The 16756-nt window shown below is 54.2% G+C and carries 20 protein-coding genes; 5 read left to right on the top strand and 15 right to left on the bottom strand.

Annotation, left to right across the window (positions count from 1 at the left end):
* Positions 1–57 precede the first annotated feature (57 nt).
* A complete protein-coding gene (locus tag AC2Q8J_RS05940) occupies positions 58–1074 on the top strand; it encodes a 1-acyl-sn-glycerol-3-phosphate acyltransferase (RefSeq protein ID WP_486452382.1) in 1017 nt (338 codons plus the stop codon).
* Here the strand turns inward: AC2Q8J_RS05940 and AC2Q8J_RS05945 are convergent.
* Entirely contained in the window at positions 1052–1744 is a 693-nt protein-coding gene (locus tag AC2Q8J_RS05945; RefSeq protein ID WP_486452383.1) for a TetR/AcrR family transcriptional regulator, read from the bottom strand. The two genes, AC2Q8J_RS05940 and AC2Q8J_RS05945, sit on opposite strands and share 23 nt — an antisense overlap.
* Before the next feature lie 96 nt (positions 1745–1840).
* On the opposite strand from AC2Q8J_RS05945, the gene AC2Q8J_RS05950 reads away from it, so the two are divergent.
* From AC2Q8J_RS05950 to AC2Q8J_RS05965, 4 genes are read left to right on the top strand one after another with little or no spacing between them, the layout of a single operon-like run.
* Positions 1841–3316, top strand: coding sequence for a flavin-containing monooxygenase (locus tag AC2Q8J_RS05950; RefSeq protein ID WP_424142766.1), 1476 nt, complete (start codon positions 1841–1843; stop codon positions 3314–3316).
* A gap of 8 nt (positions 3317–3324) precedes the next feature.
* Positions 3325–4140: an SDR family NAD(P)-dependent oxidoreductase gene (locus tag AC2Q8J_RS05955; protein WP_486452384.1), complete on the top strand. Its 816-nt coding sequence runs from the start codon at positions 3325–3327 to the stop codon at positions 4138–4140.
* A 39-nt stretch (positions 4141–4179) separates the two neighbouring features.
* A complete protein-coding gene (locus AC2Q8J_RS05960; protein WP_486452385.1) occupies positions 4180–5127 on the top strand; it encodes an alpha/beta fold hydrolase in 948 nt (315 codons plus the stop codon).
* Positions 5124–5966 carry an SDR family NAD(P)-dependent oxidoreductase gene (locus AC2Q8J_RS05965; RefSeq protein ID WP_288362369.1) on the top strand — a complete coding sequence of 281 codons (843 nt, stop codon included), beginning with the start codon at positions 5124–5126 and terminating at the stop codon, positions 5964–5966. Before AC2Q8J_RS05960 ends, AC2Q8J_RS05965 begins: the two co-directional genes overlap by 4 nt.
* Before the next feature lie 53 nt (positions 5967–6019).
* Here AC2Q8J_RS05965 and AC2Q8J_RS05970 read toward each other — a convergent pair whose 3' ends face one another.
* The 14 genes from AC2Q8J_RS05970 to AC2Q8J_RS06035 form a co-directional block, all read right to left on the bottom strand.
* Positions 6020–6892, bottom strand: coding sequence for a hypothetical protein (locus AC2Q8J_RS05970; protein ID WP_204995334.1), 873 nt, complete (start codon positions 6890–6892; stop codon positions 6020–6022).
* Positions 6893–7018: 126 nt separating this feature from the next.
* Positions 7019–7738 (bottom strand): SIMPL domain-containing protein, encoded by a 720-nt coding sequence (locus AC2Q8J_RS05975; protein WP_486452386.1) that lies wholly within the window; start codon positions 7736–7738, stop codon positions 7019–7021.
* Positions 7739–7810: 72 nt separating this feature from the next.
* Positions 7811–8224, bottom strand: coding sequence for a nucleoside diphosphate kinase regulator (gene rnk, locus AC2Q8J_RS05980; RefSeq protein WP_027874731.1), 414 nt, complete (start codon positions 8222–8224; stop codon positions 7811–7813).
* Between the two features lie 95 nt (positions 8225–8319).
* Positions 8320–8670, bottom strand: coding sequence for a DUF4870 family protein (locus tag AC2Q8J_RS05985; RefSeq protein ID WP_286694541.1), 351 nt, complete (start codon positions 8668–8670; stop codon positions 8320–8322).
* A 64-nt stretch (positions 8671–8734) separates the two neighbouring features.
* Positions 8735–9163 (bottom strand): lipocalin family protein, encoded by a 429-nt coding sequence (locus AC2Q8J_RS05990; RefSeq protein ID WP_486452387.1) that lies wholly within the window; start codon positions 9161–9163, stop codon positions 8735–8737.
* A 160-nt stretch (positions 9164–9323) separates the two neighbouring features.
* Positions 9324–11024: a Na(+)/H(+) antiporter subunit D gene (locus tag AC2Q8J_RS05995; protein WP_288362364.1), complete on the bottom strand. Its 1701-nt coding sequence runs from the start codon at positions 11022–11024 to the stop codon at positions 9324–9326.
* A complete protein-coding gene (locus AC2Q8J_RS06000) occupies positions 11014–11265 on the bottom strand; it encodes a hypothetical protein (protein WP_027874727.1) in 252 nt (83 codons plus the stop codon). Before AC2Q8J_RS06000 ends, AC2Q8J_RS05995 begins: the two co-directional genes overlap by 11 nt.
* The gene (locus AC2Q8J_RS06005; RefSeq protein WP_372878881.1) at positions 11262–12734 is read right to left on the bottom strand and encodes a proton-conducting transporter transmembrane domain-containing protein; all 1473 of its coding nucleotides are present in this window, start codon (positions 12732–12734) and stop codon (positions 11262–11264) included. Before AC2Q8J_RS06005 ends, AC2Q8J_RS06000 begins: the two co-directional genes overlap by 4 nt.
* Positions 12731–14206: a monovalent cation/H+ antiporter subunit D family protein gene (locus AC2Q8J_RS06010; RefSeq protein WP_486452388.1), complete on the bottom strand. Its 1476-nt coding sequence runs from the start codon at positions 14204–14206 to the stop codon at positions 12731–12733. The genes AC2Q8J_RS06005 and AC2Q8J_RS06010 overlap by 4 nt, the downstream gene beginning before the upstream one ends.
* Positions 14200–14556 carry a cation:proton antiporter subunit C gene (locus AC2Q8J_RS06015; protein ID WP_486452389.1) on the bottom strand — a complete coding sequence of 119 codons (357 nt, stop codon included), beginning with the start codon at positions 14554–14556 and terminating at the stop codon, positions 14200–14202. The genes AC2Q8J_RS06010 and AC2Q8J_RS06015 overlap by 7 nt, the downstream gene beginning before the upstream one ends.
* Positions 14549–15541 (bottom strand): Na(+)/H(+) antiporter subunit B, encoded by a 993-nt coding sequence (locus AC2Q8J_RS06020; RefSeq protein ID WP_204995366.1) that lies wholly within the window; start codon positions 15539–15541, stop codon positions 14549–14551. Before AC2Q8J_RS06020 ends, AC2Q8J_RS06015 begins: the two co-directional genes overlap by 8 nt.
* Positions 15542–15569: 28 nt before the next feature.
* Positions 15570–15884: a monovalent cation/H(+) antiporter subunit G gene (gene mnhG, locus AC2Q8J_RS06025; protein WP_204995365.1), complete on the bottom strand. Its 315-nt coding sequence runs from the start codon at positions 15882–15884 to the stop codon at positions 15570–15572.
* Complete coding sequence (locus tag AC2Q8J_RS06030) at positions 15884–16165, bottom strand: MrpF/PhaF family protein (RefSeq protein WP_204995329.1); 282 nt, start codon at positions 16163–16165, stop codon at positions 15884–15886. Before AC2Q8J_RS06030 ends, mnhG begins: the two co-directional genes overlap by 1 nt.
* Positions 16165–16635 carry a Na+/H+ antiporter subunit E gene (locus tag AC2Q8J_RS06035; protein ID WP_486452390.1) on the bottom strand — a complete coding sequence of 157 codons (471 nt, stop codon included), beginning with the start codon at positions 16633–16635 and terminating at the stop codon, positions 16165–16167. The genes AC2Q8J_RS06030 and AC2Q8J_RS06035 overlap by 1 nt, the downstream gene beginning before the upstream one ends.
* Positions 16636–16756: the final 121 nt, after the last annotated feature.

Raw genomic sequence — 16756 nt, forward strand, 5'->3', positions numbered from 1 at the left:
TTGCCTATACTGCGTACTACACAGTTTTGCAATTTGTATCACAGAGAGGATCTGACTTTGGTTTCCTGGCTTAGCCAACACACCCTTCCCCGCCGGCTCCTCTCCATTTTGCTTATCACGACTCTCGCCGCGCTTATGCTCTCCACCGCCGTTATTTGGGTGCCGCTCTTTTGGCTACTTGGATGGGGCTTTCCCGCAAGCCGGTCGGGCCTGCGTTGCCTTACATTTATCAGCCTGTTCCTCTTCTGCGAGGTCGCGGGCATTCTCGCCAGCACTTGGCTGTGGTTGCGCTACGCCATAACCGCGAACACCGAGTCCGAGGGCTACTTACGCGCCAATAGCGCGCTGCAATACTGGTGGGCAGACACCTTGCGACGCGGCGCAGAACGCCTGTTTCGCCTGCATTTTGAAGTCACCGGCCAAGAGGCCCTGGAAGGTAACGCCGCGATACTGCTGCCACGGCACACAAGTATTGGCGACACGGTATTGCCCATGTCTTTCTACGCCATACCGAAGGCTTTTCGCGTGCGCTATGTTTTAAAACGCGAGCTGCTCATGGATCCCTGCCTGGATATCGTGGGTAACCGCCTACCCAACGTGTTCCTAAACCGCGTAGCCGAGGACATGGGGCCAGAACTCAGCGCTCTGAGCACCCTGGCCGCCACCGCCTCCGAGCAAGAGACGCTGATTATTTATATGGAAGGAACGCGGTTTTCGACGGCCAAGCGCCAGCGGCTGCTTGAGTCCTTTCAAAAAAAGAACGATCAGAAAGCCCTGCGAAATGCCGAGCAGTGGACCCACCTCTTGCCTATTCGGCCTGCCGGCGCACTGGCACTGATGGCCGGCGCCCCGGACAAAGACCTCGTGTTTTTTGCACATAGCGGCTTCGAGAAGTCATCCAGCTTCGCCAGTTTGTTCAACGGCGGCTGGATGGATACCACCGTTAAACTCAAGTTTTGGCGCATACCCGCAAGTAGCATTCCTGCCGACGACGCCGGCCGACGCGAGCTACTGATAAACCAATGGCATCGAATGCAAGATGAAGTCGATGCTATGCATCGCGGTGTGGGCTAGTCTGCTCGGCAGCAATATTTTCGATAAGCCCCATCACTAAACGCACCGCAGCGCGCACCACGGTCCCTTTTGCAATGGCATAGTCGCTGCGCAACCAGTGCGTTGCCGCCTGCCGCATGGCGCCAACCAACGACATACCCAGCATCAGTGCCTCCTCATCGTCGAGCTGCCACTGAGGATAGACGTAACGTGCCAGCTCCAGAATCAAGTCTGAAAAAGACATTATGTAACCGTGGTACAACTGCTCAACTTCAGGGCTGATTCCCTCTAACTCCACCATACATACGCGCGCGACGCGGGGATCTTCCAGCGCGGTGAAGTAGGCTTCCAGCATTCGCTCAACAAGCTGCCTTACCGACATGCCAGGCGGCGCATCCATCACACTGTCGTAAATGCGCTGGCGTATCTGCCCCATATGAAGCTCGTACACTTCGGTTAATAGCGTCTGTAAATTGTCAAAACTTTCGTAAAAGTAGCGATCGGTTAATTTTGCTTGGCGGCACAATTTGCGCACCGTCGCAGCGCGAAAACCCTCTGTGCCAAAGATTTCTAATCCTGCCTCAAGGAATTGCTGCCGCCGAGCAGCCCGCCTCTCCTCCGCCTTTACACCGCCGTATACCCGGCCACTGGTCGCATTTTCAGCGACGGTTTTCACACTGTCATTTGCCATGACAGCAATTTGACATCACGCGTCGTCAAAAGTAAAGTGAAGACACTTGTCATCAGATGAAGCCAAATGGGCTGCTCACAGATAGGAAAAACAACGATGAGTGAACAACAGCAGGCAAGCCGCCATCAGGTTGTGATTATTGGCAGTGGCTTCGGGGGGCAGTGCGCGGCAATAAACCTGAAGAAAAATGGTATCGATGACTACGTCATCCTCGAACGACGCGACTTTATGGGCGGCACCTGGTGCCAGAATACCTACCCCGGCGCCGCGGTAGATGTGCAATCAGCGCTCTACTCCATCGCATCAGAGCCCTATGACTGGTCACAAATGTTTGCCGACGGTGACGAGCTACAACGCTATACCAATCACGTCATCGATAAACACCGTCTCAGAGAGAAAACACGCACTGGCTGCAATGTCAGCAGTATTCGCTGGCAGGAAGCGTCACAACAGTGGCAGGTGAGTTGTGAGGACGGCCGCCGCTTTCTCGCGCAATTTATCATTAATGCCTCTGGCCCGCTAAGCACCCCGGTTATTCCGGCTTTCAAAGGTCGCGAGCGCTTCCAGGGGCACAGCTTCCACACAAATAATTGGGATCACAATTACGACTACCGCGGTAAAAAGGTGGCGATTATTGGCAGTGGCGCCAGTGCTGCACAAGTGATTCCCGCTATCGCAGAAGACGTTGCGCAATTGCATGTCTTCCAACGCAGTCCCCACTGGGTGATTCCACGCCCAGACTATCGATTCAAACCTTGGCAACGCGCGATTCTGCGGCGCCGCTGGGCGTACAAGCTACTTCGCCAAGCCGTTTATTGGGCACTGGAGAGCCGCGTTATTGGCTTTAAATACTCCGAAGCCATGCTGAATATTCTCGCCAAACGCCGCGCCCTCAAGCACATTAACAAACAGATTGCCGACCCTGAGCTGCGCGCTAAAGTAACACCGGACTACACCATCGGCTGCAAACGTATCATCTTGTCAGATACCCTCTACCCCGCCTACTGCCGCGATAACGTCACGCTTCACAGCAGCGAAGACGGCATTGCCGAGATTACCGAGCGCGGCATTCGCACTCAGCAGGGCCAAGACCTGGATCTGGACTTGATCGTCTACTCCACCGGCTACGATGCCACCGACGGTGTTATCTCATACTCCGTTGAAGGCCGCGGCGGCCAAACCTTGCAGTCGGCATGGGCGGAGTTCCCACGGGCGTACTTGGGCACCAGTATGCCCGGCTTCCCGAATTTATTTGTGGTGACAGGACCGAATACCGGCATCGGCCACACCTCGGCCATCGTGATCATCGAGGCGCAGATGGACTACATCATGAACAGCATTCGCGCGGTTCAACGCAGCAATAGTAAGACTATTGAGGTCAATCGCGACGCAGAGAAGCGCTACACCGAGCACATCCACAGCGAAATGGAGCGCACCGTGTGGAAGTCCGGCGGCTGCAACAGCTGGTATCAGAGCAAAAGTGGCCATGTCATCGCCATGTTCCCGGGCTTCAGTTTCACCTATCGGCGCTGGACACGGAATTTCCGCCCCAACGACCACCAACTTTCCTAGGCAAAATAATGAAAAACCTGATTAACAAAGTTGTTGTAATCACGGGGGCCGGCTCGGGTATGGGTCGCGCCTACGCCCATGCCTTCTCCGCTAAAGGTTGCAAACTCGCACTGTGTGACCTCGACAGCGACGGCCTGACCGAGACCGTGGCGCAGCTAGACACCAACTCGGCAGATGTCTTTCATCAGGGCGTAGACGTCAGCGACCCTGCCGCCATGACGGATTTTGCCGACGCGGTGAAACGTCAATTGGGGCCGGCACATATTGTTATCAATAACGCCGGCATCGAAGGCAGCGCCAAACCAACCTGGGCAACAGACCTTAGTGACTATCGCCGTGTAATGGATGTGAACTACTTCGGCGTTATCCACGGCTGTCAGGCCTTTCTCCCCCACCTACAGGCCAATAATGAAGGCGCCATTGTCAATATTTCCAGCATCTTCGGTTTGGTGGGCACCCCGAATCACAGTGACTACTGCGGCAGTAAATTTGCAGTGCGCGGCTACACCGAAGCACTGATGGCGGAACTGCATACCAGCCCCATTCAAGTCCACCTCGTGCACCCGGGCGGCATCGACACAAATATTGCGCGCCAGGATCGCAGCCGCGCTTTCTCCGACCACTTCCTCAGTACCAAACCGGAGGCAATTGCCGCCAAACTCATCACCTGTATTCGCCGCAACCAGCCGCGCCTGGTGTACGGCAACGGGTCGGGCAAAACCTGGTTGGGCGCGCGCTTCGTCCCACTTAAGTGGCTAAGCAGTATCATATGGCGCGAAATGCGCTCGGTCATCGACCTAAGCGAATACCCCAAACAACCTTAACCCGCCATTATAATTCCAACACAATAAAGGAACGCGCTCGTGAAAAAGTTTCTGCTGATTGCATTTGTCACCCTGATTGCCGGTGGACTGTGGAGTTATCACAGCTACCCCGCTTTAGGACACCTCCTGTACACCGCCAGCATGGCAGGCGAGGCATCGATCTATGGCTTCAAAGAGCGCCGTGTCGATATCGGCGAATTGGAGATGAGCTTGTATCAAGGCGGCAACCCAGAGCAGCCCACATTGCTGATGCTGCATGGCTACAGCGCCGACAAAAATGTCTGGCTACGCTTTGCCAAACACTTCGTCGACGACTACCACATTATTATCCCGGATATGGCCGGTCACGGTGACACCGCATTTGTCAGTGGCGGCGACTACAGTATCACCGCGCAATCCCGGCGCCTCCAAGGCCTGTTGGATGCGCTGAACATCGACCAGGTGCATATCATCGGCAACTCCATGGGTGGTTTCATCAGCGCCGACTTTTCACTCAGCTACCCAGAGCGGGTATTAACGACCGGGCTCGTAGACCCAGCGGGAGTGAATTCGCCTGAGCCCAGCACAATGCAAAAATTACTCGCCGAAGGGCGCAACCCCTTCCTCGTTGAAAAACGCGATCAGTTCCGTGAGTTCTACGCGATGACGATGGCCAAGCCGCCGTGGATGCCCGGCGTCGTGCTGGATGCAATGGCTGAAGACTACCAGCAGCGTCGCACTGAACTCTCTGAAATCTTCAACGACTTTCACAGTACCGCTTTGCTAGAACCACGATTGGCAAGTCTGCGCTCGCCTGCTTTATTACTGTGGGGCAGTGAAGACCAACTTATCCATGTAAGTAGTGTCGACACCTGGCGCGCGGCGATTCCTACGCTGGAAATCACCGTGTGGGAAGGCATCGGCCATATGCCCATGCTGGAAATTCCCGCAGAGAGTGCCGCGCGCTACCAACATTTTTTGACCAAATACTCGGAGTCAGCCCAATGAAAAACCTAGCCGGCAAGGTCGTCGCGCTTACAGGTGCTGGCTCGGGAATAGGCCGGGCCCTCGCCCTGCAACTAGCGGAAAAGAAGTGCCACTTGGCGCTGGCCGATATCGATGAAACCGGGCTCGAGGAAACGGTCCGCCTTATTCCCGCCAGCGATCTAAAAGTCACTCAGCAGGTGCTGGATGTCAGCGATAAAGCAGCGGTATTCAACTGGGCCGACACCGTGCAGCGCGATCACGGTCAAGTGAATATCGTCATCAACAATGCGGGCGTTGCATTGTCGGGCACCGTAGCGGGCTTAAGCCTGGAAGAATACGAGTGGATTATGGACATTAATTTTTGGGGAACGGTCTACGGCAGCAAGGCCTTCCTCCCCTTGCTGGAGCAGTCCGGAAGCGGGCATATCGTCAATATATCAAGCGTGTTTGGCTTAACCGCACAACCACTAATGAGCGGCTACAACGCCAGTAAGTACGCGGTGCGGGGCTTTACCGAGTCACTGCGGCAGGACCTGGAGCTAACGGACTCCAGCGTTAGCGCCACCTGCGTCCACCCCGGTGGGATTAAAACCAACATCGCAAAGCGCTCAAAGGTGAACGCCAGCGTGGCCGCGGCCACCGGCAACAGCGCCAATGACGCCGTAAATCAGTTTGAAAAGCTATTCTTCAATACGCCGGAGAGTGCCGCCAAAGTAATTATCAAAGGCGTGGAGAAAAATCGCCGCCGCGTACTGATCGGCCCGGACGCCCGGGTTTTTGACTTTTTAGCGCGCGCCTTCCCGGCGGGCTATCAACGCCTGTTCACATTTGCGGTGAAATCACGCCGCCAAGCTCATTGATGACGGCGCGGAGGTTGGCAGTGCCCCTGCCAGCCTCCAAACAGCGGGCTGCCTCAGTTACCGAAGAGTTTATTAAAAGCCTTATCTAACGCCTTATCGACAACGTTATCAGTTTGTTTGTCGACTTCCTCTTCCGTTCTATCCTTTGCTCGTTCTTGCTGGCGTTCAGCCTTTTGTTGAAAGATGCTGCCAAAACTAAAGCCGGCACTGCCCTGCGCGTTCTGCTCATCACTTTCCACTTCAGCACCTGCTGAAATCGCCGCGCCAAAGTTGCCCAAGTTGGGCATCTGCATCGGCTCTGCAGGCAACGCAAAACGCCCCTTATCGATTTTCTTGCCCGACAACGCGACAACTTTCATGTCATTGCCGACACGAAGATACCCGTAGCCGCGCTTTCGCAACTGCTCGAACATCTCATCGGCTTGATCAGAATTTGATCCACTGGCTTTAATCATGCTGCGCATGAAGCCCATCATGGCATCGCGCATTTCCCTGGCGGCGGCATCCTTTGATAGCACCATTTCCACCTGATGCCGGCCCTCTTCATCAGTGTAATCGGCGATCCACACCTCGCCTTTCACACCTGCCACCGTTTCTTTTCGGCCGGTATTTCGCAAACTGTGAACGCCCGTCGCGCTCGGGCCTACATCGGGCATCATTCCCCCGAACATTTTCATCGCCGCGGAGGCGTCAATAACGGTCTCCTCGCCCTCGGCACCACTGACAACATAGAGCGTGCCGTTTCTGTGTAACATGTAGCCATCGCGGTCTGTCTGCATACGCAGGTACTCTTCACCGCGAAACTCCAGAGTATTTCGCTCCCCATCTGATTCGATAGTTGCCGTACCGGCGGTCACATTCGCGCCCACCACAACGAATGACATAGCGAGACAATAGCGGAGGGTTTTATTGATTGGTGTGTTCATTGTTATCGTCCTTGAGAGTGCGTTCCATATCCTTTGGCAGCGCAGGGAGACAGCGCTAGCTCACGATGTAGAATGTATCAGGAGAAGGAGCGATTCACTAGCGCCAACCTCCCCCTGCTGTGAACCTTAGTCAGACAGGTAGTATTCTACCGTCGACACAACCCGCAAACGCTTTATATGCGGATTGTTGCGATCGCGGTCGCTGATCGAGAACTGGCCTTGGCTCGCGCGTTTGATTTTGCCCAGAACGCTCTGTGAGTCTGCAGCAAACTTTAGTGCAACCTCTCTGGCTTTCGTCGTGGCTTCCTCGATCATCACCGGTTTGACTTCATTCAAGCGCGTAAACAGATACTCGGTCTGCGACTGGTAATCACCGCCCGTTAACACAATCCCCTGCTTACCTAGCTGCGAAACCTGGCCCATCAGCTCACGGACGGCGTCCACCTTCGTGGAATATACCGTTACCGACTGGCTCGCGGTGTAGCGAAACTCCGCGCGTCCGCCGCCACCGTATTGTTGTGCCGATTTATCGATAATGACGGGTGCCGCCCGCGTGATCTCCTGCGCGGTAATGCCATTTTCAAGCAGAAAGCTGCTAACTGCTGCCGCATTCGCTTCAAGCTGATCATAGAGCGCGCCGAGCTGATTGCTGGCCAAGGTATATTGAATGGGCCAGATGACAATATCAGCTTTATACTCACGTTCAGACAAGCCTTTCACACGCACGCTGCGCTCATACTGCTTAAAGTCATGAACGGCACCGGCAAGCAACACCCCCAACGAGGCCAGACCGATTATCAGGCTGACGCCCAGCATGGCGGCACTGCTTCGGGAAAAGAGATTCATCGTATTGTCCTCGTTAGGGGCGGCATAGTGATAGCTAACAGACCCTCATCGCTGGAATAAATTCCAGTTGTACTAGCGATGAAGCTCGCCTGCCCGCTCGGGCTGATAAATCACTTCTTCTATTCGCACCTGCAATACACCACCAGAGGGCTTTGGCCACTCGATAGTATCGCCCTGAGAAAGCCCCAGCAGAGCGCTTCCTACCGGCGCCAAAATCGAGATTTTATCACCCTGACCATCAGCATCCCGCGGGTATACTAAGGTCATACAAAACTCGCGGTCAGTCGAAACTTCTTTAAAGCGCACCGTCGAGTTCATACTCACTACTGAGGGCGGCATGTCGCTTGGCGAAACAATTTCTGCGCGCCCCAGCTCGACCTCCAACTCCTCGCAGCCCGGCGCATTGGCCGCCGCCGGCGAGTCCAGCAAAGCCTCAAGACGCTCCGCGTCCAAGGATGAAATAGTAATATTTGGCCTGATATCCATAATGTCTCTCTTTGTTACGTCCAGCCTTTCCACCTATGCGACATAGCGAACACCCTCGCGCTGCGAGCGTGTCTGTGGAGGAAATTGAAATGAGGTTAAAACAGCCAGCCGAGGGGATCCGGGTATGGCTCGCGTGCGTCCAGAGCTTTGAGCCCTTTGATACAGCGCACTACCAGCCATATTAGACAAAAAAATAAAATAAGCCAGCCCACCAGCACCAAGGACAATACCGTGCCCAGCGTGACGTAAAGCGCGCCAATCCAAAATGTGCGTATTTGAAATTGATAGTGACTTCGCAACCAGGGGGCGCTGTCATCTCGATTGATGTAGGCAATTACAACCGCAACGATGGCGGTGATACCAAATACCAGACTGACCAGATACAGCACATAGACGACCTTGGCCATATTTTCCGCCGACGATGAAGGCATCGCAGCTTGCGTCATATCATCCTCTCCTTGTTGATCGATGCGCTTAACACAATCGCTATCTGCTGACCTTAGATCACGATTAAGGGCGTATCAACGCCCCAGTGTCAAAACCCGCTTGCTCAGCCTTGAGCAAAAAGGAGTGCCAAACGTCCTCGCTAACCACAGGCTCCCTCGCCAGCAACCACAAATAGTTGTGGTCTGGCCCAGAAACGAAGGCGTGCTGGTAATTCTCGTCCAAGCCAAACACGACATAAGACGCATAAAAAGGGCCAAAAAATGACACTTTCAAATGTGCAACCGACGCATCCCCAACGAAATAGGCGCGACCTTCTGCCTCTTTCCACTCGCCAGCCTCCGCGTCAAAGCCTCGGTTAATCACGCGTACCCCGCCATCGTCTCGGCATTCGTACTGTGCGGTAACCTTGCTTAAACCGCGCTCAAAGCGATGATCCAGCCGAGCAATTTCATGCCACTGCCCGAGATAGCGATCGAGTACAAAGTTATTCACCGGCGGCGCCCCGGCAGGATATGAGGTACAGCCGCACAGAAAACAGATCAGTAGACACAACGACACGCCACGCATGGCTGGCACTCCTCAATTATCCAGTGATCACCCAAACAAAAACGGGAGCCAAAGCTCCCGTCACAACGCCTAATCTGGGAACAGCTTACCAGTAAAAGCTAAAGAATAAATACAGCGCCAAGAATACCGACAGCCAACTTACCATGGTGCCCGTAGACAAGTTGCGCGACATCACTCCGCCCGGTCCGTGGCTCTGGGCCACTTTCTCTATAACGGCATGAACGGCCTTCATAGCCACAGCACGCACTGCCGAATCGAGTCGCCACATCCACGCTAACAGTTTCTTCACGACGGCCGGCAACAGACGTCTGTATACCCAGTCGAAATCCAGGTTCGTTGAGCGAATCTCCTCCGGGTACCAGCCTTTGCGAATTAACACGCAAAACGCCAGCGCGGCAAACATCAGTAGCTGCAACTGCGTGATGATGTGATAGCTGGTATAGGGCTTGTAATCCACCGGGAAAGGCAGAATTGCGTATAAGGGCTCAGGCCAAACACCAATAGCAATACACAGGAAGGCCGTTACCCCCATTGCCAGCAGCATGTTCCAGGGTGCTTCTTTCACGCGGTGCCCGGCGTCGTGATAAAAGAAGGAGAAGAACGGAACCTTTATGCCCGAGTGATCCAATACCCCGGCTGAGGCAAACAGCAGCACCGTCCACACCAACCACTGATGCTCGGCAGCTGCCGCGGTAAGAATCATTGACTTGGTAACAAAGCCAGAGAACAGCGGGAACGCTGAAATTGACATACCACCAATAATACAAAACAGCGTGGTCCACGGCATGGATTTATACAAGCCGCCCAGCTCACTGGCCTTAACCGTACCAACTCTCAGCAGCACAGCCCCCATCGACATAAACAACAAGGCTTTGTAAAGGATGTGCGCAAAGGCGTGGGCCGCGGCGCCATTCAACGCCAGTTCGGTGCCCAAACCGACGCCAACAACCATAAAGCCAAGCTGGTTATTCAGGCTGTAGGAGAGTACCCGCCGCAGATCGTTTTCAATTACTGCGAAGAAGATCGGGAACGCCGTCATCACCGCGCCAATGGTGATTAATATATCCTCGCCGGCAAAGCCCCGCGCCAGAGCGTAAACCGCCAACTTGGTGGTGAACGCCGACAGGACCACGGTCCCCGTTGCGGTGGCCTCTGGATAGGCGTCTTGCAACCAATTGTGCAAAAGTGGAAACGCACATTTGATGCCGAAGGCCAGGAAAATAATCCAGCCACCGGGGCTGTCTAAGCCGAGGTGATCAAAGGCCAACGAGCCTGTCGCTTGATAGTGAACAATCGCGCCGGCCATTAATAACAAACCGGAAATCACCTGAATAACCAGGTAGCGCAGGCCCACGGTATACGCGCGTGCCGTGCGGTTTGCCCAGATCAAGAGCACAGAGGAAATGGCTGTTAACTCCCAGTACAAGAACAAGGTCAGTAAGTCGCCAGCCAACACGGCGCCAATCGCGGCACCGGCATATACCAGCGCTGCAGATTGCTGCATGCGATCTTTCACATGCCAGGCATACAGCCCCGCCAGTATCGCAGCAATATGAAAGATCACCGCCCATACGAAACTGAGGCCGTCCACTCGCAGCGTTGTCAGTGTTAGACCGTATAACGAAACAATCCCCTGCTCACCATTGGGCAACTGGCAAAGCATTAGCAAGCCCAATGCCGGAGTTACCACCGCCAGGGGGCCCAGCAATTTCGTGGGAAGGCGAATCGCCAGCAGCCCTGCCAACATCATCAACAGAGCGGGATTCATCAGCCAATCATTCGCCATAATAATCCTCGCTACGTTTCAACACACGACGCAGCGCCTTTGCAGAGAAAACGATCGTGCAATACGCCAAAAATCCGAAGCCCGCGTAAAAGCCGAAAGATCCATCAAAGCCAAAATAAGGGTGCTTTTCGTAAAAAAATTCAGCGACGAGTAAGACGCCACAAATCAGATAGACCAGGTAGACCAACTTGTCGACATTGGCCGGCTGCTCCAGCCATGCTTTTTTGTCCGATGTCTTCATGTCAGGCTAATTCCTTGCAGAAACTGCATAATGGGCCCTGCGGTAAAAAACAGCACAATACAACTGAGCGCCGTTACGCACAGCGCCAATAGTGATGGCCACGGCGCTTCCCCGCCATGGTGGTGATCGTTTTCACTAGCAGGAGCAGCGCGTAGAAAGGCCCGCGCCGGTAATTCCAAAAGGTAAACAATATTCAACAGCGAACTCAGCGCTAACACAGCCAATACAAATAACTGATCGCTATCAACAGCTCCCAGCATCAGCGTCCATTTACTCCATGTGCCACCCGTGGGTGGCAAGCCAATAATCGACAAGGCCGCAATAGTGAACGCCGCAAAGGTATAAGGCATCTTTCGACCCAACCCGTCCAGCTCACTCACCAGCGTTTTATGCGCGGCAACATAAATTGCCCCTGCACAGAAAAACAGGGTGATTTTGCCCGCCGCATGCATGGCAATGTGCAAGGCACTTCCCAACACGCCATTGGCGCTGGCAAGGAAGGCGCCCAAGGTAATATAGCCAAGCTGACTGATGGTGGAATATGCTAATCGCGCTTTAATATTGTCCTGGCGCATGGCCACTAGCGACGCAAGCAGAATAGACGCACATGCCAGATAGATCAGCCACTGCGTGACCGGTAGCGACTGCACCGCATCAATACCAAAGATAAATACCACGACCTTCAGCACGGTGAAGACCCCGGCCTTCACCACCGCCACGGCGTGAAGCAACGCTGAAACTGGCGTCGGCGCCACCATCGCACTCGGCAACCATCGGTGGAACGGCATCAATGCGGCCTTGCCGACACCAAAGGCAAATAGCAACAACAACACCGACAGCAAAACAACGGACGTCCCTTCCTCGAAAACGCCTCCCGCTGTGAAGCTCAGTGTGCCGCTTTGCATCCACGTAATGATCATCGCCGGCAGGAAAAACGCGATGGACGTACTCAACAAGATGCCCAGATACACACGGCCGCCGTGCTTCGCTTTATCCGTGCCTGCATGGGTAACAAGTGGGTAGGTGCAAAGCGACAGTACTTCGTAGAATACAAATAACGTAAACAGGTTCTCGGCAAGGGCAACACCCATCACCGCGGCGATCGCCACAGCAAAGCAGGCATAGAATCGTGTTTGATTCTGTTCGTTATGGCCGCGCATATAACCGATGGCGTACACGACTGTCACAAACCACAGCGAGCTCGCTATTAGCGCAAACATCATCCCGAGGGGCTCGACATGGAAGGCGATCGTCAAGCCTGGCAAGAGCTCCCACCATTGCACGGCCAGCACGGTGCCCGCCTGCAACTGCTGAAAGAGGTTCACTGACAGCCAGGTCAACGCCGCGGCGGCAATGAGTGATACCGCTTCACGCAGGTTTTGCTTGTTGCCAAACAATAAAATACCCGGCACGGCCAATACAGGCGTAAGAATCGTTAGACTGATCAACAGCTCTGTGGTCATTGTCATTTGCCCCACCCCAACAGCGCTTGGGCCGCATCAGCCGTCACGGATACGGGTAGCGCCGTATCGATACCGAAATAAATATTGGCGACCACCAGCAACCAGAGCGGCAGCAATACACTGACGGGAGCTTCTGAAACCTGACTCGATGCCGGCGGGTCGCGGAAGTACATCACCTCCACAACGCGCCAAATGTACATAACGGCAAGTAAAGAGCCGACCAGTATCAGTGCCGCAACCGGCCACATGCCCATTTCCAGTGTCGCGATAACCAAATACCACTTGCTAATAAACCCGACGGTCAGCGGCACGCCGATGAGGCTCAAACCACCGAGGACAAATGCCATTGCCGTCAGCGGCATACGCTGAGACAAGCCAGCCAAGTCATCCAGGCGTGTGCTGCCCATACGCAGCGCCACGGCTGACAGGCTCATAAACAACGCACCTTTCATCAGCGCGTGGTTAAATAAATGCAGCAGGGTTGCCTGCAAGCCCGCCGCACTGCCGAGCCCCAAACCGATAATCATGTAACCGATCTGAGCGACACTTGAATAGGCGATCGCGCGCTTAATGTCGATCTGCAGGATTGCCACCAGCGACGCGCTGAACACCGCAATCAAGCCTAGGGCAATAAATAGCTGATGAAGGGGTATATCCATGGCGCCGAAGTCGGCACCAAATACCGTAAAGCTAAAGCGAATTAGCAAGTACACCGCAACTTTCGTCGCTGTCGCCGCGAGAAATGCGGTAACTGCCGACGGGGCATAGGCATACGCATTGGGCAACCACAGGTGCAGCGGAAACAGCGCCAACTTCAAACACACGCCAACAATCACAAAGGCATAGGCAGCGAAAACCGTGCGAGTGTCTGCAACAACAGGCAGGCGCTGTGCGAGGTCCTGCATATTGAGGGTGCCGGTCATCATGTACATGAGACCAATACCAATCAGGATAAAGGTCGCGCCGATGGTACCCACAATCAGGTATTGGTAACTGGCCCACAGCGCTTTGCGGTCACGACCTAGGGAGATTAGCGTGTAGGTCGACAGCGACGACACTTCCAGGAAGACGAAAACATTGAACGCATCGCCTGTTGCGAGAATGCCGAGTAAACCGGCGAGACATAACAACCACGACACGTAAAACAGTGTCTGTTTATTCGGCTCGACCTCTGCCGCCACGCTCTGACGGGTTCCCGCCAACACTACCGTGCTTAACGACGAGACGATCAGCAGTAAAAAGGCATTGAGCAGGTCTATGCGGTATTCGATCCCCCAGGGCGCTTCCCAGCCGCCGAGAAAATAGCTAACAGGCCCCTCTAACCAAACCTGTTGCAGCAACAGCATGCTAATGAGCATGGCGGCAGCACTGGTAGCAAAGCTAAACCCCCACGCCAGCGCCGGGCGACCAAGAATTAAGCACGAGGGCGCCGCAAGAAGCGGTAAAATAACCTGCAGTATGGGAAGGTGACTCAACACTGATTCTGTTCCTGAATATCTTTTTCTTCCGCACTGCCGTATGCCTCGCGCAGGCGAATAATCAGCGCCAGCCCCAGTGCAGTGGTCGCAATGCCCACAACAATCGCAGTCAGAATTAATACGTGGGGCAGCGGGTTTGAGTAGACCGAAATCGCGTCATCCAAAATGGGAGCACTGCCGCCCGACACCTTGCCCGCGCTGATATACATAATGAACACCGAGGTCTGGAAGATGTTCAAACCCACCAGCTTTTTGACCAGATTGCCCTGGGCGATCACGATATAAAAACCAATCATCATCAACACCATCACAACCCAGTAGTTGTAATGAGTAAGCAGCATGTCAGTCATCTTGATGTCCCCTGTCGACCAAGCGCCCGGCAAAGGAGAAATAAATCAGCACCATTACCGCCGCAACGGTAATGCCAACGCCCAGTTCGATAACGATGATGCCGTAGTGTTGGCCATGGAGTGGATCCTTAGCCAGCACATCGTAGTCAAGAAAATTGCCACCGTTAACCATGGAGACCACACCGACGGCGCCATACAACAGCACACCGACCGCCGCCATCACCCTTACCCAGGCTTGATCAATCACCTGGCGAGCGGAATCCAGCCCGAACAACATGGTGTAAACAATAATCGCCGCGGCAAAGATCACCCCTGCCTGGAAGCCGCCACCGGGACCATAGTCGCCGTGGAACTGGACATACAGAGCGAAAAGCAGAATAGGCGCGATCAGCACCTTGCTGACGATACGCAGAATTTTATGTTGACTGGCCTTCAGTAAGTGACTGGAAAGCGGTTTGGTCGCCCTGTCGCCAACCATCAGCAATGACAGCACACCGACGCCGGCGGTAAAAATCACCGTGACCTCACCAAACGTATCGAAGCCGCGATAGGTCGCCAGCACCGACGTCACAATGTTGGGAATACCGACTTCTTGTCCCGATTGCTCGATGTAGCGCGGCGCAACATGCTGCTGTGCCGGCGCATCCGGCGCACCAAACGCGGGCATATCCATGGTAGCCACTAACAACAATGCACCAGTGATGCTCACCAACACCAGGGCAGACAGCGACCAGCGATGGGGAAGCTTTTCGTAACGTCCGACAATCGCCATGGTTGTAAACATAAGCAGCGGCGAAATTCCGGCACCCACGGCCGCCTCAGTAAACGCCACATCCACGGCATCCATTGTCACAAAGAAATTGGCGGACAGCAGTCCGTAGATCGACGACAACATCACCACAGACAGCAGGTCGCGATTCACCGCTATACCAATCGCGGTGGCAATCAGCATACTCAGCAAACTGATATCGATAAAAAGTTCTATGGCGAAATCCTCCGGGCCTCTATCACATTCACCGCTGCAGCGACTTTCCGGTTAACGGCTTTACGCCTGCCTTCCACGCCGCCTTGCCCAAAGCATGGCTGGATGTTGGGCCGGTAATCAGCAAAAACGCCAGTATCATCATCAATTTGAGAAGTACCAGGCTAAAGCCAGCGAGCAACATCAGCGCCAGCAGTATCAGGCATGCACCGAGGGTGTCAGTAATCCCGGCTGCATGCATACGGCTGTACACATCGGGAAAACGTAACACGCCAATACCGCCAGACAATAATAAGAAGCTGCCAGCGGCGAGCAGGACGGCGCTCAATAACTCATAGGTCTCCATCACGCGTCCTCCTCTTGGCTACTGCTATTTTCATCTTCCAGGTACTCAATAAGCCTGAGCATACCGATCACGCCAATAAAGTTAATCAGCGCGTATACCATCGCAATATCTAAAAATTCTGGCCGACCAAATAGAAAGCCAATCACCGCTATCAATAGGACGGTTTTGGTTCCGAACATATTCGCTGCAAGAATGCGATCAAATACGGTGGGGCCTACAAACGCTCGGGACAACGCCAAGGCCATAACCAGTAGCAACGTCACTGTGGTAACTGTCAGCATCACTCTTCCAACCCGCAAACTCGTCGGCTCATCTCACCGCTTTTCAGCTCAGCCATGCCGTCACTACTGAGGGAGTGCACCAAAATATAATCGTCTTCAACCACCACAGAGAGCGTACCCGGCGTCAGGTTGATGGAGTTCGCGTAAATCACCCGGCCGATATCCGTATTCTGAGGGGCCGGTACTCGCTCGAATTGCGGGCTGATTGACGACGGTCCCCGCCAGGCACGTATCACCACGTCGATATTGCTGGCGACGATTTTTTTGAACAACCAGAAGTAGTAAGCAGGAAGTTTTGTGGTGAGATGCAGCGGCTGTGACTCGTGATCGACAACATCCATACGATGAGTGATCCACAGCACGAGGGCGATGGACACAACCCCAAAGCTCAGTAACAGCGCATCATAATGGCCGGAATTCCCCAGCCAAATAGCGGCCAACACCAGAGTTACACTGGCAGTATGTCGCATAAGTCTCCTAACAGCACAGCGAGTCGTTGCCTTGCGAAAACCTGAGGTGCATCGCCCCACGAACTCCGACAACGGATTGTTATTTTATTGACCTAGATCATACCAAAAGCGCGAAAAATCG

Source organism: Spongiibacter sp. C9W (assembly GCF_057370015.1).